Below are 23627 nucleotides of genomic sequence, written 5' to 3' on the forward strand. Positions count from 1 at the left end.
GAAAATACATAAATTGTATCGAATTTCCGTACATTTGCAGTTAAATAATGTGCGAATATGGGAACTATGTACTCCCAAATCGTAAATTGTAAATAGCTAAATCATAAATACCCATGATGGATTGGAGGAAATTAATCTCAGCAAAGCGCTTTGGGATGGAAGAGTTTCATGAAGAAAGACAGGAAAACCGTTCGGAATTTCAAAGAGACTATGATCGGCTCATTTTCTCAGCTCCCTTCCGCCGCTTACAGAATAAGACACAGGTATTTCCACTACCGGGTAGTATCTTTGTGCACAATCGGCTCACCCATAGTCTGGAGGTTTCGTGCGTTGGCAGGTCACTGGGTAACGATGTTTCAAAGGCAATACTCTCCCGACAACCGGAATTACAGGACTCTTTCCTACCCGAAATCGGATCCATTGTTTCTGCCGCCTGTCTTGCTCACGATTTGGGTAATCCTCCGTTCGGTCATTCCGGTGAAAAGGCTATCTCCACTTTCTTTTCCGAAGGTAAAGGACAGTTCTTAAAAGATCAACTCCTCCCGGTGGAATGGGATGATTTGACACATTTTGAAGGAAATGCAAACGCTTTCCGGCTCCTTACACATCAATTTGAAGGACGCCGTAAAGGTGGATTTGCCATGACCTATTCTACGCTTGCTTCCATCGTCAAATACCCCTTTTCATCAAGTCTGGCAGGTAAAAAATCCAAATTTGGATTCTTTATCAGTGAAGAAAAAGGATTCCAGCGTATTGCTACTGAACTTGGATTAATTCAACTGAGTGAACAACCTCTGAAATATGCCCGTCATCCGCTGGTCTACCTTGTTGAGGCAGCCGATGATATTTGCTATCAAATGATGGACATTGAAGATGCCCACAAACTAAAAATTCTAACCACCGGGGAGACGAAAGAACTACTGCTGGCTTATTTTAATGAAGAACGACAGGCACATATCCGAAGAACATTCAGCATCGTCAGTGATACAAACGAACAAATTGCCTATCTACGTTCTTCGGTCATAGGATTACTGATAAAAGAATGTACAAGAATATTCCTGGAACATGAAGCAGACATTCTTGCCGGTAACTTCACCGATCCACTGATTAAAAAAATTTCCGAACGCCCCGCACAGGCCTACAAGCGTTGTTCTGAGGTCTCTTTTAACAAGATCTACCGTTCTCGGGATGTGCTTGATATAGAATTAGCAGGTTTTCAGGTTATCAGCACCCTGCTGGAACTCATGGTCGATGCCGTAACCTCCCCCAACAAAGCTTATTCACAGCTTCTTATCAATCGCGTATCGGGTCAGTACAACATAAAAGCGCCTGCACTCTATGAAAGAATACAGGCGGTACTTGATTATATTTCGGGAATGACTGATGTCTTTGCGCTGGACCTCTACCGCAAAATCAACGGCAACAGTCTTCCTGCGGTGTAAATACTTTATTGACGCCCGAGGTTAACTTACAGTCTTCCGGATGACTTTCGATGAATGATTGGATATGACGCATACGCTTATCCTCAAGAATTTCGTCAACAGCTATCAGAATGCCGGTTTCTTCAACATCTCCAAATTCATAATTAATAGCTGTACCAAACATACGCATTGTAGGGCTTAAACTCATATAGGCATTTACCAATGGAGGAATATTATAGCCTAACTTACGAATCTCACTATTCAGAATCTTGTAATCATCTTTAAATGATTTCTCATAGAATATAGTAGCCAAATCTTTCTCCTCAGTCTCCATTTTCAACGGATTCAACGGAGTGATTAACCCATCTTTATCGCCAAAGTGCTTTTTCAGGAAGTAAAGAATCATATCACGACCCTGACGGTGATAACTGGGATACATCGTTACTTTACCAAAGAAGTATTTCACATTTGGCATCACAACAGTCAACGCTCCCAATCCGTCCCACAAATTATCCAAAGCAAATAAGCCTTTGCTTCCTGCGCGGGTAGACTGATATTCAAGGGTTACGAATGATCGTCCCAGCTCAATTGTAGTAGGCAAATACTCTTTAACAAACTGCTCAGAGAAGTTGAACATATGGGAAGTAGCCAGTATCGGAGCCCCCTTTTCATCAAAACGTACATCTGTACCCAGCAAATAACGGTACCCACCCAGAATCTCCTCCGCTTCCGGATTCCATACAATCAGTTGTTTGTAAGGATTCTCCATTGTATCGTATTCATCGATATCCATAGACAACCCGGTACCTCCTCCTGCTGCACGAAAAGCAATTTCACGCAAACGGCCAATCTCTTTCATTACATTTGGAGAATCTTGTGAAGTAGTAATATAAATATGATTATTACTTTTATTCGTCATGCGCAACCGCTTATCCTCCGTAAGTTCCGCCTTTAGCAGTTCTTTGCTTATCGGTTCAATAATCTCTTCCATATTCCTCGTTAGTGTAGTTGTTCTTTTTCTCTTTATCACAGTTTATATACGATATCCTTAACATACTCCGCCCACTGTGCAGGGGTTTTAGATTTATCAAATGTCTGCCAGGGAATTGGTTTACCGAAAGTGACTGTAAATGTCTTATGACGGTTTTTAAACATTTCATCTGCCAGATAAAGCATAGCTATATTAAATTTTATTCCCAGTGTTTTACAGATATTTGCCAGATTATAAAAGAAATCAGAGTTACGCCCACCAAAATGTACAGGTATTACATCTCTTTGCGCCTGCACACTTTTAACAATAAATGTCTTCTTCCATTCCAAATCCCGGATAATGCCATTCTGTCGTCTTGAGCAGAGTCCTGCCGGAAACATAATTAACTGGTCATCTGATTTAAATCCAGCCTCTACCATTTTCGGAAAATCTTTCGCCTGTTTTCCTGTCTTATTAATAGGAATACAAAGAGGAGCCAGTCCACGCAGGTTCATCAGCAAATCATTTACCAGATATTTCACTTTCCCATTATAGTGTTTACCAAGAACATAGCCTAATGCTACACCATCTTGTCCTCCTAGCGGATGATTGGACACAAATGTATATAAACCATCTTCCGGTAAATTCTCTTCCCCCCTTACTTCCACTTTGGCGTCAAGAAAATCCAAGGAAGCTTCCAGAAAGTCTACTCCTAATTTATCCTTCGACTCACGTAGAAAAACATTAATTTCTTCCTGATGAACAATCCTTTTCAGATAAGAAACTACAAATTTAGGGATATACTTATAATGCTTCGGAGCTTTTGTCCGAAGAATCTTATCGATATCTATTAAAAACAAAGAGTCGTCAGTCATTCGTTATAGATAAAATGATTGTGCAAAATTAATTGTTCTTTTCTATTAATTGCAATAATTTGGCAGAAAATGCAGGATTTAGGTTTCTGACGAGAAAAAAGAACACCTGAAAACTATCATATACCACCTAAAAACTATCAATTGATAGTTTTTAGGTGAAAGAAAGACGAATTCACCCCTGTCTCAATCATCAAAACGCCGTAAACTTGCAACATCGAAACAACAACGATATATTCACAATTTAAAAAGCAACGTTTATGAAAAGTTTAAGCTTCAAAAAAGATTTGATAGGAGTTCAGGATGAACTACTTCGTTTCGCATACAAACTAACAACCGACCGAGAAGAAGCCAATGATTTGTTGCAGGAAACCTCATTAAAAGCATTAGACAATGAGGATAAATATATGCCAGATACTAATTTTAAAGGATGGATGTATACCATCATGCGAAATATCTTTATCAACAATTACCGTAAAGTCGTTCGCGACCAGACATTTGTTGATCAGACAGACAACCTTTATCATTTGAGTCTCCCGCAAGAATCAGGTTTTGAGAGCACAGAAAGCTCTTACGACTTAAAAGAGATGCACCGCATTGTCAATTCACTGCCCAAAGAATATAAGGTTCCATTCTCTATGCATGTTTCCGGTTTCAAATATCGTGAGATAGCAGAGAAATTACATCTTCCACTTGGTACTGTGAAGAGTCGTATCTTCTTCACCCGCCAGAAATTACAGGAAGAATTGAAAGATTTCAGATAACCTAAGCCGACACTATATAATTGTCGATTTCCATATAAAATTTAGTGCAGATTTTTAGTTGTGTTCACAGTAGAAGCAAGTAGGAGAAACTCCTTCTTGCTTCTTTTTTTATACTCAAATTCAAAGAAAGCTCCTAATAAAACTCCACAGAATATACTCCATAACATATTTAACTTTTTTTCAGCCACTTGTTATCAAGCTTATCCGAATGTTTCCTTATATTTGGACAACAAATTTGAAACATTGTTCCAAATATGGAAAAAGCAGAAGAATATATGGAAAAAGCAGAAGAGAACTACAAAGTCCCAAACCTTGAAAAAGGAATTGCGATTCTTGAGTACCTATCGCTTTATTCCTTAGGAAGAACACTACAAGCAATCAAATCAGAACTTGATATTTCGCAAACGACCGCCTACCGTATTTTAAATACTTTAGTCCGGTTAGGATACCTTATATATAATGAAGACACAAAACATTATAAATTATCCCGCAAATTATTATCACTTGGATTTAAATCATTAAATGAACATAATTTGCTGGAGGTAGTCCTGCCACATTTACGTAATTTGCGGGATCTAGTAAAAGAGACAGCCTGTTTCGGAGTGTTAGGAGACCAGAAAGGCATTTTCATAGAACAAGCTCAAGGACATCACACTTTCCGGTTTGTTCTATCACCCGGTAAACCCTTTGAACTACATTGTTCGGCACCGGGAAAGGCTATCATGGCTTATCTCCCCTGTAATGTTCGTGACTATTATCTGTCACAAATGGAGTTTACACGCTATAATGCACGTACTATTACTACTCCTGAGGCATATATGGATGAGCTGGAAAAAGTACGAAAGTTAGGCTACGCCATGGACAATGAAGAAGAATTAAGCGGAGTACTCTGCATAGGTGCCCCTATTTTCAATTACACAAGTTATCCATGCGGAGCTATTTGGATATCTGGCCCCAAAGACCGCTTATCTAAGGATGTAGTGCGTAATTCAGTTGAATGTATAAAAGATGCCGCACAAACTATCTCCAAAGAATTAGGATACAATCAGTCTTAAAAACATAAAACATACATACTATGAATACCCCCAAACAAATATTAAAAAAAACATTAGCCACCGCATTCTTCTGTGGTTGTGCTTCCTTCGTTCTGGCGGGGACTCCCCCATTTTTCCCTACAGACATTACCTTAAATTCCAAAGGTGAGATTCTTATTGTAGAAAAGGGGACAAGCCGAATCAGTTTCTTTTCGCCGGACGGTAAAACTTTACTTCGCACCATTCCTGTTGAAGAAACCCCAACTGGCATCCTTCTGGATACCAATAAAGTATATGTCACTACCAGTGCAGCCACCGGACATTTGCAAATTTTATCATTGGAATCAGGACAAAAAGAAGCTACCATTCTAACAGGTTCCGGTGCATGTTCTCCTATTTTCGGGCCTGACAAAAAACATATATATGTATGTAATCAATTCCAGAACACTGTATCAGAAATTGATCCGATAAATCATACGGTTGTACGTTCGGTTAATGTGTTGCGTGAACCTAAATCAGCACAGTTCAGCAAGGATGGCAAATATCTGTTTGTTACCAATTACTTGCCATCTCAACGGGCAGATCTCGACTATGTGGCAGCTTGTGTTTCCGTCATCAGAATGGATGATTTTACCAAAGTAAAAGACATCAAACTGGCCAACGGTAGTAATGCTTTACGTGGTATTTGTATTACACCGGACGGTAAATATATATATGTATCCCATAATTTAGGACGTTTTACAGTTCCCACATCACAATTGCAACAAGGATGGATGAATACCAGTGCCTTCAGCATTATAGATGTGGAAAAACAGGAATTCCTCGGCGCAATTGTAGTCGACGAACCAGAACGTGGAGCAGCAGGTATCTGGAGCATTGCCTGCAATGACGAGTCACTCTTCATCACTCACTCCGGAACACATGAAATCAGCGTTATCGACCATAAAGCCATGCTGAAGAAATTTTTAAGCTATCCTGATAAAGCTATGCTGGATTATGACCTGAGATTTCTGTATGGTCTGCGTAAACGTATCCCACTGAAAGGCAATGGTCCGCGCAAAATGATAATGGAGAACGGAAAACTCTATATTCCCACTTACTTCGCTGACATCCTGAATATCGTAGATACCCAAACAACTGAAATTACCTCGGTTAATCTGAATCCGGACCGGGAAGAGAGTATAGAAAACAAGGGAGAACGCTATTTTAATGATGCCTCTCATTGTTTCCAAAACTGGCAAAGTTGTAATGGTTGCCATCCGGGAGATGCCCGTACAGATGGTATGAACTGGGATTTAATGAATGATGGAGTAGGTAACTCTAAAAACTGCAAAAGTCTTTTATTCAGTCATCCCACCCCTCCAAGCATGATATCAGGCATACGCGAAACAGCAGAATGGGCGGTACGTGCAGGTTTTAAATTCATACAGTTCTTTGATATAACCGAAGAAGATGCCGTATGTGTGGATGCTTATCTGAAATCTCTCCAACCTGTACCAAGCCCCTATCTGGTAAATGGAGAGTTATCCGACCTGGCCAAAGAAGGAAGAAAGGTATTTGAAAAACTAAAATGCACAGAGTGCCACAGTGGTCCATATTATACAGACCTGAAAATGCACCGTATCGGTGAGGATATTGAGTTCGAAAAAGGTTGGGATACCCCTACCCTACGTGAAGTCTGGCGCACAGCCCCCTATCTTTTTGACGGACGTGCAGCCACGATGGAAGATGTATTTAAGGTACATAAACACGGTATTGAGAAAAAGGTTTCTCAAAAAGAGATTAAAGCGCTAACAGAATACGTAAATTCCTTATAAAAAACAAGACACCATTGGAAAACATGAATTATTGTGATAAAATAAAATATAGCATATATACCACCGAAATTGCTGATTTCGGAACAATGGCAGATACTTTGTTAGCACAGTTACCTCAAAACGAGCACATATTCAGACTAATATTTTTCGGCACACCGACAGATAACAACGAATATGTAATTCGTCGTAACATTTTAAGTGACAAAATACAACAACGTTATACCCAGAAGTTACCTGTATTAAGTTATGTATCCCAACCTGCTTTGGATGGCGGACTTACAATGGAAGTACATAGTTATCAGGCAGATGAGAATGATCATATCACGTATCATCCCAATAAAGGTTTTCCTTACATCACATTGGAAAATGCTGATGGACGTTTTCTCTTTGCAGGAGGCTTTCATAGTGATGTGTTGAATTTCAATACCCAACAACAATCCGTTGAAGTTTTCCGGTTAGCAAGTGAAGTTTTGCATAAGGAAAATTTTCCCATTGAAAATATCATCCGCCAATGGAACTACATTGAACAAATTACAGGATTTGATGGTGCCGATCAACACTACCAGATGTTCAATAATGTGCGTAGCAACTTCTACAACCAGGCTACCTGGAGTTTGGGTTATCCGGCTGCTACAGGTATCGGGAGTAATCTAGGGGGTGTTTTGGTAGATATTGATGCCGCTGTATTTACCCGTCCGGAATGTTTTGCCACTCCTATTGATAATAAATTACAGGTAGCAGCTCATGCCTATTCACCACAAGTACTGGAAACGGCTCATCAGCAAAAATCAACACCAAAGTTTGAACGTGCCAAAAGTATGACGTTTGATGACAGACAACTCATTTATATATCCGGTACAGCCGCAATCCGGGGAGAAGAAAGTCTGGCCGGAGTAGGTCTTGAAAGACAACTCCACATCACTATGGAAAACATAGCCCAACTAACAGGAGACGCACATTTAAAGTTATTGCGTGTGTACCTGAAAAACAAGTCACATTACCAGGAAGCATATAAGCTGCTGAATGACTATCAACTGAATATACCTATTTCTTATATGTGTGCAGATGTATGTAGGGATGAATTGCTAATTGAAATTGAAGGTATTGCCATAAAATAAGACACTGCCTCATCACAATAAATAAAAGAGGAGAAATTACTAACCAAATAAATAAATGAAAATGAAGAAAAGACTTAGAAATTCAGTAACCCTAGGAGTTGTTTTACTCTCAATGGTAGCATGCACAGGCAAAACGTCTACATCAGAGTCAGCTTGCAGTGCCAACGGACAATGTTCCGAACAATGTAAAAATGAATGTAATCAAAATAACTGTAAAAATAAAAAAGAAATGACTTATTCTAAGAAGTACACAAATGCCGATTTTTACAAAGACGGCAAATTCCAGCAAGAAGCTGCTATGGAAGCAATGAAAGACATGTTCGCATTCTATGATGTTCCTTTCACCGAATTAATGGTCAAAGACATGTGGGTTACAGACTTCGGACTAGGAGATTTTGAGAACGTAGGTATGGGTGGTATTTTCTGGGTTAACAACGCAGAACAAAGATACTTTGCACATGCTATCTATCTGCTGCCTGGACAAATGATTCCGGAACATGCTCATGTAGCTACTACATATCCTGCTAAACACGAATCCTGGATGGTTGAAAAAGGATGGGTCTATAACTTCTCTGAAGTAGGAGATGAGACTCCGAATGCCCCTGCAATCCCAGCCACTCATGGTCCTATCAAGAGTAAGAATTTCGTTGTACAAAAGGTAGGCGAAGTACTTCCGTTGAAAGCTTTGACAACCTTCCACTTCCTGATGGCTGGTCCCGAAGGTGCAATTGTTTCAGAATGGGCTACTTACCATGACAATGCCGGTCTTCGTTTTTCGAATTCTAAAGCTGCATTATAATAGTAGAAAAGCATAATACCTTAGAATCAACCTTATGAACAAAATATTGTTAATAACACTCTGTTTCTTATCAGCTTCCGCCTCGGCATTTGCCGGGCCGAAGCCTAAGAAAGCAGAGACATGGATTGATGCTTCAGTAAAAGCCAAATCCGAATTGCGTACGCAACTACAAAAAGCAGGAATGCCAGTCATATCCAAATGGATTAAAGTCAATGACAAGGCAGAGCCTTTTGTTGTGGACTTGAAGAATTGCGATAAGCTGATACTGGTTACCTCCGGTGGTCCTGACGGTAGCAGCTATGATCATGCAGTATGGGGGAATGCCCGCCTGATTGCAGCCGACGGTTCTTCTGTATGGTTGGACCAGACTCCGTTTGAATATGGCGTAGCCGGCTGGGATAAACCAAGAATGAACATCAACGCAAATGGCAAACCCATCCGGATTGCCGGAAAAGCTTATGAGCACGGTGTATTCTGCCATGCTAACGGCACATTGGTCTATCCTGTGAAAGGTAAATACGTACGTTTTGAAGCAGAAGTTGGTATTGACGATGACTCAAGAACGGGTAGTGTATATTTTCAGGCATTGAATATATTGCCTAAAGACATCGCCAATCAGCTGGCAGAAAAATACCCGAATCAGATCGGGATGCTAAGCAGTCAGATGGACGGACTGGATACTTGGTTAATCACCCCCGATGCCTCTGTTGAGAAACAAATTGTAGATGCTTTGGCTGGTAAGATAAAAGATGCTTCTTACTTCAAGAACATCATACGGCAAATAGCAACCGAACAAGACGTAAATACACAGATATACAAATACCTCGAGATATTTGAAAAAATGCAAAATGTATACGAGGTACAGAATGAATTGGAGTGGCTGAATATAAATGCAATCAAACTGGCATTCGCTGATATGAAACAACAGCAAGGGTTTGATGTAGCCAAATACCAGCCTTTGCTCGACGAACTAATAAGCCTTTCTCAAAAAGGTTTCGACGGCATTTATAAAGGCGACACACAAGCATTGTCCAATGCCCGCAAAGCATTGAAAAACAAGCAAGCCATTCTGCTTGGTAACCCTTTACTCAATGGCGACAAAATTGTTGCTACTCGTTTCAAACTGGGTTCAAAGGCACATACAGCTATGGCTCCGGATTTAGGCACACAATCTAATAACTGGAGTAATCAGGAATCTGCACGCCGTAGTGGATTTAATGCTGAAATAGTAGAATTGTCTAACCTGCGTGGTGACATTCAGATGCGTCAAATATACAAACCACAGAACTCATCCTCTATCGCAGACCTTAAAATGCATTGGGATGGCGACCGGGTTATGTTTACTGCAACCATGCCCGACAATCGGTGGAATATATATGAAGTAAAGCTGGACGGTACCGGTCACAGAATGCTAATAGAAAATGAAGAACCGGATCTGGAATTCTACGACGGTACATATCTACCTGACGGGCGTATGATAGCAACTTCTAATATTGGTTATCAAGGTGTACCTTGTGTCAGTGGTTCTGATCCTGTAGGTAATATGGTGCTTTATGATCCCAAAACCAAAAACATGCGTCGCCTTACATTTGACCAGGATGCCAACTGGAATCCGGTTATCATGAATAATGGTAGAGTAATGTATACTCGTTGGGAATATACCGACCTGATGCACTACTATTCCCGCTTTGTAATGCATATGAACCCGGACGGAACAGAACAAAAAGCCCTGTTTGGAAGCGGTTGTGCTTTCCCTAACAGTACATTCGATATTCAACCTCTGCCTAATCATGCGTCTGCTTTTGTAGGTATTATTTCCGGTCACCACGGTGTTGCCCGCTCCGGCCGTTTAATTTTGTTTGACCCAACCAAAGCCCGCAAAGGCACTGCCGGTATGCTTCAGGAAATTCCATATCGGAACCGTCCGATAGTAGAATTGGTTAAAGATGAATTAGTAAACGGCGTATGGCCACAATTCATCAAACCTACTCCATTGAATGACAAATATTATCTGGTAGCCGCCAAGCTGAACCCACAAGATTTATGGGGTATTTATCTGGTGGATGTATTTGATAACGTAACTTGTCTGATGAAACAGGAAGGCGAAGGATACATCAGTCCGATTGTTGTGCGTAAGACAACTACTCCTCCGGCTATACCTGACAGGGTAAAACTGAATGAAAAAGAAGCAACTGTATTTATCCAGGATATATACGAAGGTGAAGGATTGCGTAATGTACCTCGTGGTACTGTAAAAGAACTCCGTCTGCATGCTTATGAGTATGCATATCTGAAAACTGTTTCGGATCATAACTGGCATGGTATCCAGAGCGGATGGGACATTAAACGTCAACTCGGAACAGTTCCTGTGGAAGAAGACGGTTCTGTTATCTTCAAAATACCAGCCAATACGCCAATCTCCATCCAGCCGATTGATAAAGACGGAGCTGCTATACAGCTGATGCGTAGTTGGTTGACCGGACAACCGGGTGAAGTTGTCTCCTGTATCGGGTGTCACGAAGATCAGAACCAGATTCCTGTGCCTAAGCGTGTAATTGCATCTCAACGTGCACCACACTCTATAAAAGCACCAGAAGGTGGTGTCCGTTCATTTACATTCGATCTTGAAGTACAGCCGATTCTCGACCGTGCTTGTATTGCCTGTCATAACGGCGAAAAAGCATTCGACCTCCGTGCCGGTGCAAAAGACGAACGTGGATATGGTCCTTCTTATCTGAATCTACATCCGTATGTTCATCGTCAGGGTCCGGAAGCTGATATGGCAGTTCTTCAACCCTATGAATATCATGCCAATACCAGCGAATTAATCCGTATCCTTAAAAAGGGACATGCAAATGTGAAGCTGACTGACAAAGAATGGAGAACATTGTATACATGGATTGATTACAATGCACCGGATAAGGGTTACTTCAATGCTAATAAGATCAAAGATTTCCCATATCAGGGTTTTGACCAGATTGAACGCCGTACAGAACTCACCAACAAATATGGCAACGGTATGGGAGTAAACTGGAAGAAAGAGATTGCTGACTATGCAACCTATCTGAAAGGTAAAGGAGAAATTACTCCGGTCCTTCCGGCAGCAACAGCTCCTGTAAAAGAGAAGAATGTAAAAGTGAAAAACTGGCCTTTCGATGCCAACGCAATCAAAGCGATGCTGGCAAACGAAAAGGAAACACGCAAAGAAGTTGTATTGGCTCCCGGAGTTAAACTCACCTTCGTTCGTATTCCTGCCGGAGAATTCGCTATGGGTAGCTGGAACGGATCTGCTGATAATCGTCCGGTATCTAAAGTAAAAATTGCAAAACCATTCTGGATGGGTGAAGTAGAAATCACCAATGAACAATACAATGTCATTTTCCCCGACCACGACAGTCGTTATGTAGACCAGTTATGGAAAGACCATGTACATTTCGGTTACCCTGCCAACCAGCCGGAACAACCTGTTATCCGTGTTAGTTATGAAGATGCTATGGCGTATTGTAAACAACTGAGCGAAAAGACCGGCCTCAACATCACCCTCCCCACAGAGGCACAATGGGAATGGGCGTGTCGTGCAGGAAGTGATTCTGATTTCTGGTATGGTAATAGCAATACGGATTTTGGTAAATTGGAGAACTTTGCAGACGAAAGTTGCAATAAAATGGCTGTAAGTGGCGTTAATCCACAACCAATGTCTAAGAATTCATACTGGTACAAATATTACTCTTATCTGCCTAAAGAGGAGAGTGTCAATGACGGAGCAATGAACCAGGTTGATTCTAAAAATTACCAGGCCAATCCATTTGGATTATATAGCATGCACGGAAATATAGCAGAATGGACCCGTTCGGATTACATACCTTATCCTTACACCGAAAAGGTAAAGAATCCTTCGGAATTCAAAGTAGTACGTGGTGGTTCTTATATTGAACGTCCTAAAGTCTCAACTTCTTATGCCCGTAAAGCCTACTACCCGCATCAGCGAGTATTCAATGTAGGATTCCGCGTAATTATTGAAGACTAATTAAACAGTTGACAGTGGACAATTGACAATTGACAGTGAGCAGGCCAACTGCCCACTGTCTACCGTCAACTCTTCATTGTCAATTGTCAACTATCAGCTGCCAACTGTTATCAATTGTCAACTCTAAAAGTGATTTTCCTATGAAAGTAAATTTCCACAAGCCCTTCTCTTCTTATGTAACAACCATTGTGTTGTTACTGATTTATGCTGTTGCACTCGCTGCCGCTACTTTCATTGAAAAATACCATGGCACTGCAACAGCCAAAACGGTCATCTACTATTCGCCTCTGTTCTTTTTGCTTCAATTATTGATGGTTATCAATTTTGTAGCAATTGTTATCAAGCGCCAATATCTTAAAAGCCGGAAATGGGGTATGTTAGTCACTCATTTTGCTTTTATCATCATTTTCCTGGGTGCTTTTACCTCTTTCCTTTTCAGTGAAGAAGGTATCCTTCATCTTCGCGAAGGAGAAACGAGCAACCAAATCGCCGTTCGCTCCGCCGATAATAACACAAGTATCCACACCTTACCCTTCTCTGTGGAACTAAAGAAATTTACGTTGACCCGCTATCCGGGTTCTTCCAGTCCCTCTTCCTATGAAAGTGAAGTTGTAGTACATGTGGACGGTGAAACACGTCCCGAACGAATATTTATGAACAATGTGTTAGATGTAAAGGGCTACCGGTTCTTTCAGGCATCTTATGATCCGGACGAACAAGGTACGATTCTCTCTGTCAACCGGGATGTTGCAGGACGCAACATCACTTACACAGGGTATCTTTTGCTTGTCATCGGACTGGTTCTATGCTTTATTGGCAAGAATACCCGATTCATGTCATTGAGCCGTCGGTTAAAAGAATTACATACTGCAACTAAGATAATAGCCTGTCTGCTCTTCTTTATGCCCTTTCCTTCTGAAAGCAGAGCAAACGAGAATAACTCCCCAATGATGGATATCGTACAGAAACATAAAATTTCTCCTGCACATGCCGAAGTTTTTGGTTCTTTACCAATCCAGTCAAATAGTGGGCGTACCATGCCAATCAACACTTTTTCTTCCCAAATACTCCGAAAGCTACATAAATCGGATAAAATCGGAGGTTTAAACTCTGACCAATTCCTTATCAGTTTACTGGTGATGCCAGATGTATGGATGCGCATACCATTTATTGCCGTATCCAATCCAGAGTTAGCAAGTTATTATAATCTGCCTGCCAAACAATGTGCATACGCGGAAGTGTTTGACAATAACGGCTACTACAAGTTACAGGAGAAGCTGGAAGAAGCATATAACAAAATGCCTAACCAACGTACCCGATTCGACAAAGATTTGATGAAATTGGATGAACAGATCAACATCTTCCACCAGCTTATCAACCGTCAGATGCTGAATCTCTTTCCAAAAGAAGATGATCCCAACCATAAGTGGTATGCTCCCGGAGATGACCTTTCGGCTTTTACAGGAAAGGACTCCATGTTCGTAGCCCGTATTATGGACTGGTATCTGGAAGAGGTACAGGAAGGTCTGAAAAGTAACGACTGGACAAAGGCCAACGAAGTTGCCGGCATGATCAGTACTTACCAGCAAGCCAAAAACAAAACACTCGACATCAGCCCTAAAAAGATACAGTCTGAACTGAAATATAATAAGATGGATGTATTTCGCTATTGTAAAATCGGTTATCTTATTTTGGGTGGTCTGCTGCTCATCTTTACATTCATCGTACAGTTTCAGCAGAAACGCTGGATAAAGTCTATGGTCTGGATATTGGGGATTCTGGTGCTTATCGTGTTCCATTATCACATGTACGGTATGGGAATGCGGTGGTATATTGGCGGATATGCTCCCTGGAGCAATTCATACGAGACAATGGTATATGTGGCCTGGGCTACGGTTCTTGCCGGTCTACTGTTTGTACGCCGCAATACAATTACTTTAGCACTGGCTACCTTGTTCGGTGGTATCATTCTTTTTGTATCCGGTCTGAACTGGATGGATCCGGAAATAAGTCCCTTAGTTCCGGTACTTAAATCTCCCTGGCTAATGTTCCATGTTGCCATTATTGTAGCTGCCTATGGTTTCTTCGGCGTCAGTTGCCTGATGGGATTAACCAATATGGTTTTGATGATCTTCGCCGGCAAGAAACGAACGAGTCAGCTGATTATTCGTATCAAAGAGTTAAGTATCATCAATGAAATGTCATTGCTGGTAGCGCTGGCTTTGATGACGATCGGTACTTTCCTGGGGGCCGTCTGGGCAAATGAATCCTGGGGACGCTACTGGGGATGGGATCCTAAAGAAACCTGGGCACTGATTACTATGGTTGTTTATGCCATTGTCACCCACCTGCACCTGATAAAACGTTGTAATACCCTTTGGTTATTCAATGTCGCTTCAGTCATCGCATTTTCATCCGTATTAATGACCTTCTTCGGAGTCAACTATTTCCTTAGCGGAATGCACTCATATGGACAGAACGACAATGTAAACAATATATTGATCTACCTGTACTTTGCCTCAATTGTTATTATTGTATTAGCATTTTTCTCTTACAGGAGTTGGAAAAAGAATCCTGAGTTAAATCCGAACAAGTCATAAACCAATAGTTATTATAAACACTTAAAACGAATAAATTATGAGAACATTCAACCACGTAGGTATCGTCACTACCGAACACAAAGAAGGCGCCTTCTTTAATGAAGGGCTCAGCGTATGGCTGACAGACTATAGCAAAAGTCCTAACAGAATCGAGTTTCTTAAATTCGAAGAAGGCAGTTGTATGCCCGAATTGGTACAAAAGCAAGGTCACATTGCCTATACAGTACCCTCTCTGGAAGAAGAGCTAAAAGGTAAGAAGGTTATTTTTGGCCCTGCCGTATGCGATGAACACCTCACTATTGCTTTCATAGAAGAAGAGGGTATTTCTATCGAACTAATGGAAATTAAATAAAAACTAATCTCAAAATAAGGAGGAAAACATCATGTCAGACATCAAAACTAAATTTATCAACAACCCCGAACAAATTACTCCCGAATTGTTGGAAGGCTATGTAATGGCTTATGCCGATCAAGTAAAACTGGGAGGTGAAAATATTGTAGTACGTGCCCATGCAAAGGACGAAAGTAAAGTAGCTATTGTCACCTTAGGTGGCTCCGGTCATGAACCAGCATTGAGTGGTTTCGTTGGCGAAGGTATGCTGGATTGTTCTGTAGTAGGAGATATTTTTGCAGCTCCCGGTGCACAACGTGTATTCCAGGCATTGCAGCTGATGAAACGTGAAGCAGGTATATTACTGGTCGTATTGAATCACTCCGGTGATATAATGAGTGCAAACATGGCTTGCCAGTTGGCAGAACGTGTAGGAATCAAAGTAAAACAAATATTGACACATGATGACATCAGTGCCGGAATTGATGCCAACACAGAAGATCGTCGTGGGCTGGCCGGTTGTGTTCCTTTGTATAAAATATTAGGAGCAGCAGCAGAAGAAGGCAAGTCATTAGACGAGCTTATCGAAATCGGCGAACGATATAACAATAAGGTAGCCACACTTGCTGTAGCTATGCGTTCTTGTACCCATCCTCAGAATGGCGCAACAATCACGGATCTGCCTGCCGGTATCATGGAGATAGGAATGGGCCAACACGGCGAAGGTGGTGGCGGTCAAAAACCGCTTGTATCAGCCGATGCTACAGCTGCCGAAATGGTAGACCTGCTTTGCCAGCAGCTCAAACCCAAAGCCGGAGATAAAATGATGCTTATCATCAACGGTGTAGGTGCCACTACTCACATGGAACTGAATATCATATTCCGCAAAGCTTATAAGGAACTGGAAGCACGTGGTCTGCAAGTAGTTGTAAGCCGTATACAGGAGATATTGACCGTACAGGAACAAGCAGGTTTCCAAATGATTATGGGTATCCTGGACGAAGATCATATCGACTATTTGAAGAACAAACGTGCTAACGCACCTTACTGGACAACTATTGGCAAATAAAAGCAAAAGAAAATGACACAACTGACTATTGATAACTTCAAAACAATGCTCACCACAGCTTTAGCAAATATCAAAGCACGTGAAGATGAGTTTTCCAAGCTGGATGCCGTTATTGGTGACGGTGACCACGGACAAGCGATCGTAACAGCCATGAGCGCTATTGTTGCCACTGCCGAGAAAGGGACTGAATTTAAAACGATGCTGAACGACATGGGATTCGATGTTATGTTACAAGTAAGCGGTTCAACCAGTACTTTACTGGGAGCTTTCTTCCTTGGCATGAGTGATCATGTAAGTGGCACACAATTGGATGCGGCTGCTGTAAAAGCCATGTTTGCCGGCGGACTTACTAACGTACAAAAGCAGACTAAAGCTCAGAAAGGTGATAAAACAATGATGGATGCCCTGATACCTGCTGTCGAAGCTATTCAGAATTGCCCTTCAGACGATATCAAAGAATTGATAAATGCAGGAGCCGAAGCAGCTTTGGCGGGTGCTGAGTCCACAATTGAACTTAAAGCTAATTTCGGACGTGCACGCAACTATGGTGAACGGTCTATAGGCTATATGGATAGCGGCGCTGCTTCCTGGAGTTGTATGTTCGCTTCATTCTCAGAAGCTATAAAGTAAAAATGTATTTCGAATAAATATCAAATATAAAGAAATGGCAGATTTAGATGATTTAAGAGAAGGTGCAAATTTTGGTTTAGACATTGCATCTCAACAACAACACTTTCACGTGAAAGGTGCAGAAAATGCAGCATGGGGTATGAAAGACCGTTTATCACGTATCTTTAACCCCCAAACAGGTAAATCCGTTATGTTGGCTTGCGACCACGGTTTTATCATGGGGCCTACTTCAGGACTCGAACGTATTGACTTGAATATAGTCCCGTTAATGGAATATGCAGACTGCCTGATGTGTACACGAGGCATTTTACAGTCGGTTATCCCTGCTAATACAAAAACTCCTATCTGTCTGCGCTCTGATGCCGGTACTTCCATCCTTACTGATCTGAACGACAATGTACTGATTGATGTAGAAGACGCTATCCGTATGAACGTATCAGCCATGGCTGTTATGTTGGCTATTGGTGACGAAGCACACGAAGCAAAAACCGTAGCCAATTTGTATAAAGCTGTAGACAAAGCAAGTCGTTACAATATTCCCGTGATGGGGGTAACAGCCGTAGGTAAACAAATGGCACGCGATGCCCGTTATTTTGGCTTAGCATCCCGCATCTGTGCTGAGAACGGTGCCAACATCGTAAAGACCTACTATTGCGAGGGATTTGAGAAAGTGGCAGCAGCTTGTCCGGTTCCTGTAGTTATTGCCGGTGGTAAGAAACTCCCCGAGAAAGAAGCACTTGAGTTATGTTATAACGCGATTAACGATGGTGCTGCCGGGGTAGATATGGGACGCAATGTATTCCAAAGTGAATCGCCTGCGGCTATGATCCAGGCTGTACATGCTGTAGTGCATGACGGATTGACTCCGGAACAAGGTTTTGAAATGTTCCAGGATTTATCTAAATAATCAACTAATTGAGAATTGGGAATCGATCAAATCAGGTTCCCAATTTTCAATTAACACACATACATTATGAAGAGAATATTATTTTTTCTATGTTTTACTCTCCCACTCTTCCTTAATATCTCCGGAAAAAACAAAGCTGAGAAATTATTATTAGGTGGTTCGGGATGGAATAAGATCGTCATTATAGACAAAGATTCAAAACAAATAGAGTGGGAACATCCTTTACAGAAAGGTTGGGAATGTAACTCTGTAGCTGCGACTCCGGACGGAAATATTTTATTTTCCTACGCCAAAGGTGCCAAAGTAATCAACCGGGATCATAAGGAGATCTGGAATATTACAGCACCTGAAGGTTGTGAAATGCAAACTGCCCGCGTGTTATCCAACGGTAATTACCTGTTAGCTTGGACAGGACATCCGGCTGTCATTATGGAAGTGAGCCCGAAGGGTAAAATTCTCTCCCGTACAGAATATGAAACAGGGATTGACCGCGCCCACTCTCAGTTTCGCCAACTGAATAAAAACAAGCGTGGAAATTACCTCATTCCTCTCATATCTACCTCTGAAGTACGTGAAATTTCTCCTTCCGGCAAACTAATCAACTCTTTCAAAGTAGAAGGTACACCCTTCACTACATTAGAGTCAACTGATGGTAACTATTGGATTGCTTGTGGTGACGGGCATGCCTTAATCGAAGCCAATCCGAATAACGGTCAAATCATCCGGCGTTATAATGAGAATGATATCAAAGGAGTCCGGCTTTTCTTCACAGCCGGTCTTTGTAAAAGTGCTGATGATAACCTTTATATATGCAACTGGCAAGGGCACAGCCATGACGCCAATGCAGCAAACAGTCCTCAACTTTTCGAAATAAACCAAAAAGGAGAAGTGATCTGGAGCCTAAACGACAATCAAACATTTGGAATGATATCAGCAGTCAGTACGATAAACTGACCCTATACAACAGAATGACTATAAACTCCCCGAAATATTAAATAAAAGGGGAGCTTATAGTTATCACATCAGCTACAAAAAACATACAAAATCAGGTTGAAAATTTTGTAATTCAATATATCCTCCAGGTAATCCCATTCACGGTTAGCAATGAATATTCCATATGCTCTACTTCCTATACAAACGGCTTTAACTGTAACTTTATGAGAAAATATATTCCTACTCGAAAGTAAGCATATCACCAAATTCAAAAATATTTTCTTAATCTCAAAGTTCTTAGTAACTTGTCATATTTATCATTGCCCGTTATACCTTTGGAGTAGTTCTTAATATCTCATTTTTATATAGTACGTAAAGAGACGAAATTAATACAAACAAATAATGGTTTCTTCATAAATCATTTATTTTCAACAGGAATTTTAGTTATCCATATATAAAAAGATTCCTGATGTACTTCCATAAAGTTTAGTATTTTAATAATTATGAAATGATTTCACTTCCATTCGGAGATATCCAAATTTCCACAACATAACAGTATTCAAACTATATTTCAAAGGTTCTGTTCAACAAAAACATAAGTTGTAAAGCTATAAAAATCACCAGATATTTTTAGATACCTATATCAAAATGTTTTCTATCTTCATAGTCTGTAGCATTTAGTCTATCCACATAATATAAAGCTAGATGCAATCAACCTTTTAAACAACCTCAAAACTTCTTCTTACACCCCCAATTATCCAATCTTTAGTGATCCCTCAATACTGCCTCAAATACTTTCGATAATATTCTTGAGGAATATCTGCTTTAATCCCCCATCCCTCTGCATATTCATTATGAATAATATGTTTAACAGCATACGACTCAGCTTTTTTAAACTTAAAATGATCTGTTTTAGTATTCCATACAATATGAGTTATGAGATTAGAAATACTATCAAACTTTGAACGCGAATTAGTACCTGCAAAAGAGTCTAATGACAAAGTAAAAATTAAAGAATCATTTGGATAAATAGTCGTATTTTCAGCACTAAATGATACATTTTCAGAAAACAAGGGTAGAGAGTCTCCATTAATAAGGTAACAAGTCACTGAATTACGATCTTGGTTCATTTGATCTTTATCAAAAGGAATTTTTCCTAAGACTATAGTATCTATACCATGATTTACCACTCTACAATTAAAAAAGAGATACCCATATCCTGTCACTAAAGTTGTATCTTTTTCTGAAACAAGCATAAATGCATTTTCTATTTCTAATTTTTGGCCTTCTTTTATTGATAAATTATTGCAATTACAAGCCATCAATACCAATAATAGAATCCATACTATATTATTTACGTTCTTTCTTCTCATAATATCTTTACTCGTATCACACAATTCAGTTTTACCATTTACCACTATAGACATATTGAATTCTTTTATTTACATAAAGATATTGCCAAATGCAGTAAGGATGAGTGGCCAAATCATTCGCAAAAAATCTCCGTGGGTCAACACAACGAAAAGTAAAGTACTTTCTTGTCTTTTTAAACAGACGATTCGTATATAAGCCGTCACAGAAGAAACAAGCTCCCTTATAAAAGAAAATATTTTTATGCCATCCATAATTAAACTGTTGACTACCAACAGGAACATTTTCAATTACAATTGACGCACTATCCCTACTCATTTTCTGTACAAGAAAAGAAAAATTATTTTCCACATACCTTCCCGTTTTCTCCATATAAAATTCATTTGTAAGCTTTATAACAGAATCAAGCAATATATTCAGTTCATTATCTACTTCATAAACCCTAAACTTCATAGTTATAGAATCTTCAGACACATAAGGTCGAAAACGAACAAATTCTTCTTCCTTTGTTGACGAAATTACTTCATACCTATCTGCAATATTATAATAATCTGTACTTCGACAAGCGCACAGCATAACCAATATAATCAATAAACAATAAGTATTCTTTTTCATTGAGCGAACTTTAAAAACATAATCTTAATGAATTACTTACATGGATAATATCTCCTTCATTTAATATTCTTGTTTTCCCTTTAAAATATAAAATAGTTCGTTGAAATATAATTAATTACATTTTTTCATTAGCCCTACATTTAAAATTAATTATTGCAAAATTGAACAATTTTTATCATAATAAATACCAGTATTTTCTCAAATTCTAGCATTAAAGTACCTATATTATGAATACTATTGAACTATTCCTCATCACAATACGGAACCCACTCTTTCAGACCTTCCACATTAATAATTGTTGAATAAGAGTTTACCTTGACGATAAAAAACAAATCAACAAACCGTGCTTTTCTATTAACAAAATCAACATCTATATCAAGCGGAAAACGTTTTTCTTCAGTGTTTAATAATTTAATTCTTAAAGCTTCTCCATCTACAAATATACATTTATATAAGTATTTATCATTGGTTGTATCAATATAGTATGGAGAAATTCTCCCTGTTGCAGAAAAAATAGCTATTCCTTTTGATAAATTTAGATTCAAGTTGAAAACTTCCTTGATGTATTTTTCAACTTGTTTTGATACAGGTAAGTAGTAAATAGAATCTTTATTAAGGTTATTTGCAAAGGGCATGCTCTTTGCAACATTTTCACTACAATTAATTGCTACATTATCAATATCTAAAGGAATAAAAAAAGAGATACTTGTATAATCAATTGGAATTGAATATGATTGGTTATTGATTCTTTTTATTTTTTGATTATAAGAATAGATAATTTCATCTTTGAGAAATCTTGTCACATAATATCCCTTTATATTAACCAAGGAATCTACAGTCTGAGAAAATCCGTTAAAAGTGATGCCAATAAAGGCAAATAAACAAATAAGTAGCTTATCCATAAATTATTATTTTTTAGTCCATAACCATCCAACTGCATCGCCTGTTGATCTTGGCAAATCTCGTTTTTTAAATATTATTTTTGTGAATTTATCACTCATACTTGGGTAATTATGTGATATAGTAGTACTCCCCCCCTATTTGATTTGTAACAAGAATTGATGACACTATATCCATTACAGAAGATTACTATGTTCTCCTCCCCATTCACTCTATATCGGGGACTACACTACTACAAATTTACCGTTACCAGATGTAATGCCATATAATAAAGAGTAAATCCTAATGAAAGACAGACTAACTCTTCATTGTATATAAAATTGGGACATACAGAGATAGTAAAGCCTATATTAAAGCTAAAGAGGCATAATTGAAACGGCCCAATAAACATCGCGACTTCTATTTCACCACAATATATATCCAATCAGGTATATAGTAAACTAAATTATTTTATATAAAGTGTATTCATCATAGCATCCGAGTAATATTCAACTTTTGTGTTCGCACACTCTTTTTTCACTAGAATTGCTACTTGCTCACCTTCTTCATCTAGTGTTTTAATCCTTTCCGAATCTGAATATTGATTAAAAAATTCAGACTCATATTTTGTCAACCATTTTTTGAGCTTATCTATTAAAGCTGGACTAAGATTTAATGACTCAGGAAGTATATATCCTCCATTGTATTTGTCTCTAATCCCAGTCCCACTAAAATAACCATCAATTATTATATATTCCATAACGTTTATAATTATTTAATAAGGTCTAAAGAAACGATGATCTATTACCCCCTTCTTGTTTACTCCTATTTCATAAACTCCATTTCTGCCATTCATACTTCCACTTAATCTATAGACACTAATTGCTTTAGTAGATAAAATTGCATTATCAAAGCTATATGGAAACAGGAACTTATTTAAATTCTTTTATTTTCGTGAGCTCTCCACTTTCATCGTAATATTTCCATTCACCGTATTCAAAAACAAAATCAGAATCAGCACTCTCATCCCAAAGTAAAACACCTTCAGATTTTTTATTACCATTCGGATGGAAAGAAATACTATAACAACGATACGGACATATCCCTTGTGCGTGATGTTCTAAAGGAATCTGATATGTATTTTTTTGAAAATCGCTCTGCATCATTAGTAAGTGTCCGTAATCACCAAAAATATACCAGATACCAGTTTCTATATCATTTTTATACTCCCCCATACTTACAAGTTCATTTCTTACCGTATTAAACATCTTGTATATACCATTCTTTTTACCTTTATGATAATATGTTTCAGTACGAAAATGCTCATTAACATTCTCTTTCCAAAAACCTTCTTTTTGGCCTTCATTATTAACTTGGTTAATCTCATTAACATATCCTTTTTGTGCAACAGCATCAAAATAGGATAAGAAAAAAAACGCTACAAATAAAATCAAAAAATTAATTTTCATA

The 23627-nt window shown here is 39.2% G+C and carries 20 protein-coding genes; 13 read left to right on the forward strand and 7 right to left on the reverse strand.

Annotated features, from left to right (window positions below; translation table 11 throughout):
- Positions 1-113: 113 nt before the first annotated feature.
- Complete coding sequence (locus VCM39_RS20560; RefSeq protein ID WP_322933856.1) at positions 114-1442, forward strand: deoxyguanosinetriphosphate triphosphohydrolase; 1329 nt, start codon at positions 114-116, stop codon at positions 1440-1442.
- Here the strand turns inward: VCM39_RS20560 and VCM39_RS20565 are convergent.
- Together VCM39_RS20565 and VCM39_RS20570 are read right to left on the reverse strand one after the other, a co-directional pair.
- Positions 1414-2412 (reverse strand): GNAT family N-acetyltransferase, encoded by a 999-nt coding sequence (locus tag VCM39_RS20565; RefSeq protein WP_221650750.1) that lies wholly within the window; start codon positions 2410-2412, stop codon positions 1414-1416. The genes VCM39_RS20560 and VCM39_RS20565 overlap by 29 nt on opposite strands.
- 35 nt (positions 2413-2447) lie before the next feature.
- A complete protein-coding gene (locus VCM39_RS20570; protein ID WP_322933857.1) occupies positions 2448-3266 on the reverse strand; it encodes a 1-acyl-sn-glycerol-3-phosphate acyltransferase in 819 nt (272 codons plus the stop codon).
- A gap of 257 nt (positions 3267-3523) precedes the next feature.
- Here VCM39_RS20570 and VCM39_RS20575 point away from each other — a divergent pair, with 257 nt between their 5' ends.
- The 12 genes from VCM39_RS20575 to VCM39_RS20630 all read left to right on the forward strand — a co-directional run bounded on the left by VCM39_RS20575 (position 3524) and on the right by VCM39_RS20630 (position 19313).
- Positions 3524-4027 carry an RNA polymerase sigma factor gene (locus VCM39_RS20575; protein ID WP_002558810.1) on the forward strand — a complete coding sequence of 168 codons (504 nt, stop codon included), beginning with the start codon at positions 3524-3526 and terminating at the stop codon, positions 4025-4027.
- Between the two features lie 275 nt (positions 4028-4302).
- Positions 4303-5082, forward strand: coding sequence for an IclR family transcriptional regulator (locus VCM39_RS20580; RefSeq protein WP_221650770.1), 780 nt, complete (start codon positions 4303-4305; stop codon positions 5080-5082).
- 20 nt (positions 5083-5102) lie between these two features.
- Positions 5103-6878: a cytochrome D1 domain-containing protein gene (locus VCM39_RS20585; RefSeq protein ID WP_322933859.1), complete on the forward strand. Its 1776-nt coding sequence runs from the start codon at positions 5103-5105 to the stop codon at positions 6876-6878.
- A gap of 23 nt (positions 6879-6901) precedes the next feature.
- Positions 6902-7996: an endoribonuclease L-PSP gene (locus VCM39_RS20590; RefSeq protein WP_221650771.1), complete on the forward strand. Its 1095-nt coding sequence runs from the start codon at positions 6902-6904 to the stop codon at positions 7994-7996.
- A gap of 61 nt (positions 7997-8057) precedes the next feature.
- Complete coding sequence (locus tag VCM39_RS20595; protein WP_322933860.1) at positions 8058-8795, forward strand: hypothetical protein; 738 nt, start codon at positions 8058-8060, stop codon at positions 8793-8795.
- A 34-nt stretch (positions 8796-8829) separates the two neighbouring features.
- Positions 8830-12822: an SUMF1/EgtB/PvdO family nonheme iron enzyme gene (locus VCM39_RS20600; protein ID WP_289291589.1), complete on the forward strand. Its 3993-nt coding sequence runs from the start codon at positions 8830-8832 to the stop codon at positions 12820-12822.
- A 140-nt stretch (positions 12823-12962) separates the two neighbouring features.
- A complete protein-coding gene (gene ccsA / locus VCM39_RS20605) occupies positions 12963-15422 on the forward strand; it encodes a cytochrome c biogenesis protein CcsA (RefSeq protein ID WP_289291587.1) in 2460 nt (819 codons plus the stop codon).
- A gap of 37 nt (positions 15423-15459) precedes the next feature.
- The gene (locus VCM39_RS20610) at positions 15460-15774 is read left to right on the forward strand and encodes a hypothetical protein (protein ID WP_002558803.1); all 315 of its coding nucleotides are present in this window, start codon (positions 15460-15462) and stop codon (positions 15772-15774) included.
- Positions 15775-15805: 31 nt separating this feature from the next.
- Positions 15806-16822 carry a dihydroxyacetone kinase subunit DhaK gene (locus tag VCM39_RS20615; RefSeq protein ID WP_289291586.1) on the forward strand — a complete coding sequence of 339 codons (1017 nt, stop codon included), beginning with the start codon at positions 15806-15808 and terminating at the stop codon, positions 16820-16822.
- A gap of 12 nt (positions 16823-16834) precedes the next feature.
- Complete coding sequence (locus VCM39_RS20620; protein WP_322933861.1) at positions 16835-17452, forward strand: DAK2 domain-containing protein; 618 nt, start codon at positions 16835-16837, stop codon at positions 17450-17452.
- Positions 17453-17486: 34 nt separating this feature from the next.
- Entirely contained in the window at positions 17487-18359 is an 873-nt protein-coding gene (gene lsrF / locus VCM39_RS20625; RefSeq protein ID WP_025867106.1) for a 3-hydroxy-5-phosphonooxypentane-2,4-dione thiolase, read from the forward strand.
- A 66-nt stretch (positions 18360-18425) separates the two neighbouring features.
- Positions 18426-19313 (forward strand): hypothetical protein, encoded by an 888-nt coding sequence (locus VCM39_RS20630; protein WP_322933862.1) that lies wholly within the window; start codon positions 18426-18428, stop codon positions 19311-19313.
- Between the two features lie 755 nt (positions 19314-20068).
- Here VCM39_RS20630 and VCM39_RS20635 read toward each other — a convergent pair.
- The 5 genes from VCM39_RS20635 to VCM39_RS20655 form a co-directional block, all read right to left on the reverse strand.
- On the reverse strand, positions 20069-20719 hold the full coding sequence (locus VCM39_RS20635; protein WP_322933863.1) for a hypothetical protein: 651 nt from the start codon (positions 20717-20719) through the stop codon (positions 20069-20071).
- Entirely contained in the window at positions 20697-21278 is a 582-nt protein-coding gene (locus VCM39_RS20640; protein ID WP_322933864.1) for a hypothetical protein, read from the reverse strand. The genes VCM39_RS20635 and VCM39_RS20640 overlap by 23 nt, the downstream gene beginning before the upstream one ends.
- A gap of 242 nt (positions 21279-21520) precedes the next feature.
- Positions 21521-22180, reverse strand: coding sequence for a hypothetical protein (locus VCM39_RS20645; RefSeq protein ID WP_221650760.1), 660 nt, complete (start codon positions 22178-22180; stop codon positions 21521-21523).
- A gap of 443 nt (positions 22181-22623) precedes the next feature.
- Positions 22624-22917, reverse strand: coding sequence for a hypothetical protein (locus VCM39_RS20650; RefSeq protein ID WP_221650761.1), 294 nt, complete (start codon positions 22915-22917; stop codon positions 22624-22626).
- A gap of 172 nt (positions 22918-23089) precedes the next feature.
- The gene (locus VCM39_RS20655; protein ID WP_221650762.1) at positions 23090-23626 is read right to left on the reverse strand and encodes a hypothetical protein; all 537 of its coding nucleotides are present in this window, start codon (positions 23624-23626) and stop codon (positions 23090-23092) included.
- Position 23627 lies beyond the last annotated feature (1 nt).

Source organism: Bacteroides mucinivorans (genome assembly GCF_034654355.2).
Taxonomy (GTDB): domain Bacteria; phylum Bacteroidota; class Bacteroidia; order Bacteroidales; family Bacteroidaceae; genus Bacteroides; species Bacteroides nordii.

Bases quoted from the DNA above. Each gene is read 5' to 3' on its own strand.
- VCM39_RS20620 (WP_322933861.1), top strand. From the start codon at position 16,835: ATGACACAACTGACTATTGATAACTTCAAAACAATGCTCACCACAGCT.
- VCM39_RS20615 (WP_289291586.1), top strand. From the start codon at position 15,806: ATGTCAGACATCAAAACTAAATTTATCAACAACCCCGAACAAATTACT.
- lsrF (WP_025867106.1), top strand. From the start codon at position 17,487: ATGGCAGATTTAGATGATTTAAGAGAAGGTGCAAATTTTGGTTTAGAC.
- VCM39_RS20600 (WP_289291589.1), top strand. From the start codon at position 8,830: ATGAACAAAATATTGTTAATAACACTCTGTTTCTTATCAGCTTCCGCC.
- VCM39_RS20650 (WP_221650761.1), bottom strand. From the start codon at position 22,917: ATGGAATATATAATAATTGATGGTTATTTTAGTGGGACTGGGATTAGA.
- VCM39_RS20590 (WP_221650771.1), top strand. From the start codon at position 6,902: ATGAATTATTGTGATAAAATAAAATATAGCATATATACCACCGAAATT.
- VCM39_RS20640 (WP_322933864.1), bottom strand. From the start codon at position 21,278: ATGAAAAAGAATACTTATTGTTTATTGATTATATTGGTTATGCTGTGC.
- VCM39_RS20595 (WP_322933860.1), top strand. From the start codon at position 8,058: ATGAAGAAAAGACTTAGAAATTCAGTAACCCTAGGAGTTGTTTTACTC.
- VCM39_RS20570 (WP_322933857.1), bottom strand. From the start codon at position 3,266: ATGACTGACGACTCTTTGTTTTTAATAGATATCGATAAGATTCTTCGG.
- VCM39_RS20585 (WP_322933859.1), top strand. From the start codon at position 5,103: ATGAATACCCCCAAACAAATATTAAAAAAAACATTAGCCACCGCATTC.
- VCM39_RS20575 (WP_002558810.1), top strand. From the start codon at position 3,524: ATGAAAAGTTTAAGCTTCAAAAAAGATTTGATAGGAGTTCAGGATGAA.
- VCM39_RS20655 (WP_221650762.1), bottom strand. From the start codon at position 23,626: ATGAAAATTAATTTTTTGATTTTATTTGTAGCGTTTTTTTTCTTATCC.
- VCM39_RS20610 (WP_002558803.1), top strand. From the start codon at position 15,460: ATGAGAACATTCAACCACGTAGGTATCGTCACTACCGAACACAAAGAA.
- VCM39_RS20565 (WP_221650750.1), bottom strand. From the start codon at position 2,412: ATGGAAGAGATTATTGAACCGATAAGCAAAGAACTGCTAAAGGCGGAA.
- VCM39_RS20580 (WP_221650770.1), top strand. From the start codon at position 4,303: ATGGAAAAAGCAGAAGAGAACTACAAAGTCCCAAACCTTGAAAAAGGA.
- VCM39_RS20635 (WP_322933863.1), bottom strand. From the start codon at position 20,719: ATGTCTATAGTGGTAAATGGTAAAACTGAATTGTGTGATACGAGTAAA.
- ccsA (WP_289291587.1), top strand. From the start codon at position 12,963: ATGAAAGTAAATTTCCACAAGCCCTTCTCTTCTTATGTAACAACCATT.
- VCM39_RS20630 (WP_322933862.1), top strand. From the start codon at position 18,426: ATGAAGAGAATATTATTTTTTCTATGTTTTACTCTCCCACTCTTCCTT.
- VCM39_RS20560 (WP_322933856.1), top strand. From the start codon at position 114: ATGATGGATTGGAGGAAATTAATCTCAGCAAAGCGCTTTGGGATGGAA.
- VCM39_RS20645 (WP_221650760.1), bottom strand. From the start codon at position 22,180: ATGGATAAGCTACTTATTTGTTTATTTGCCTTTATTGGCATCACTTTT.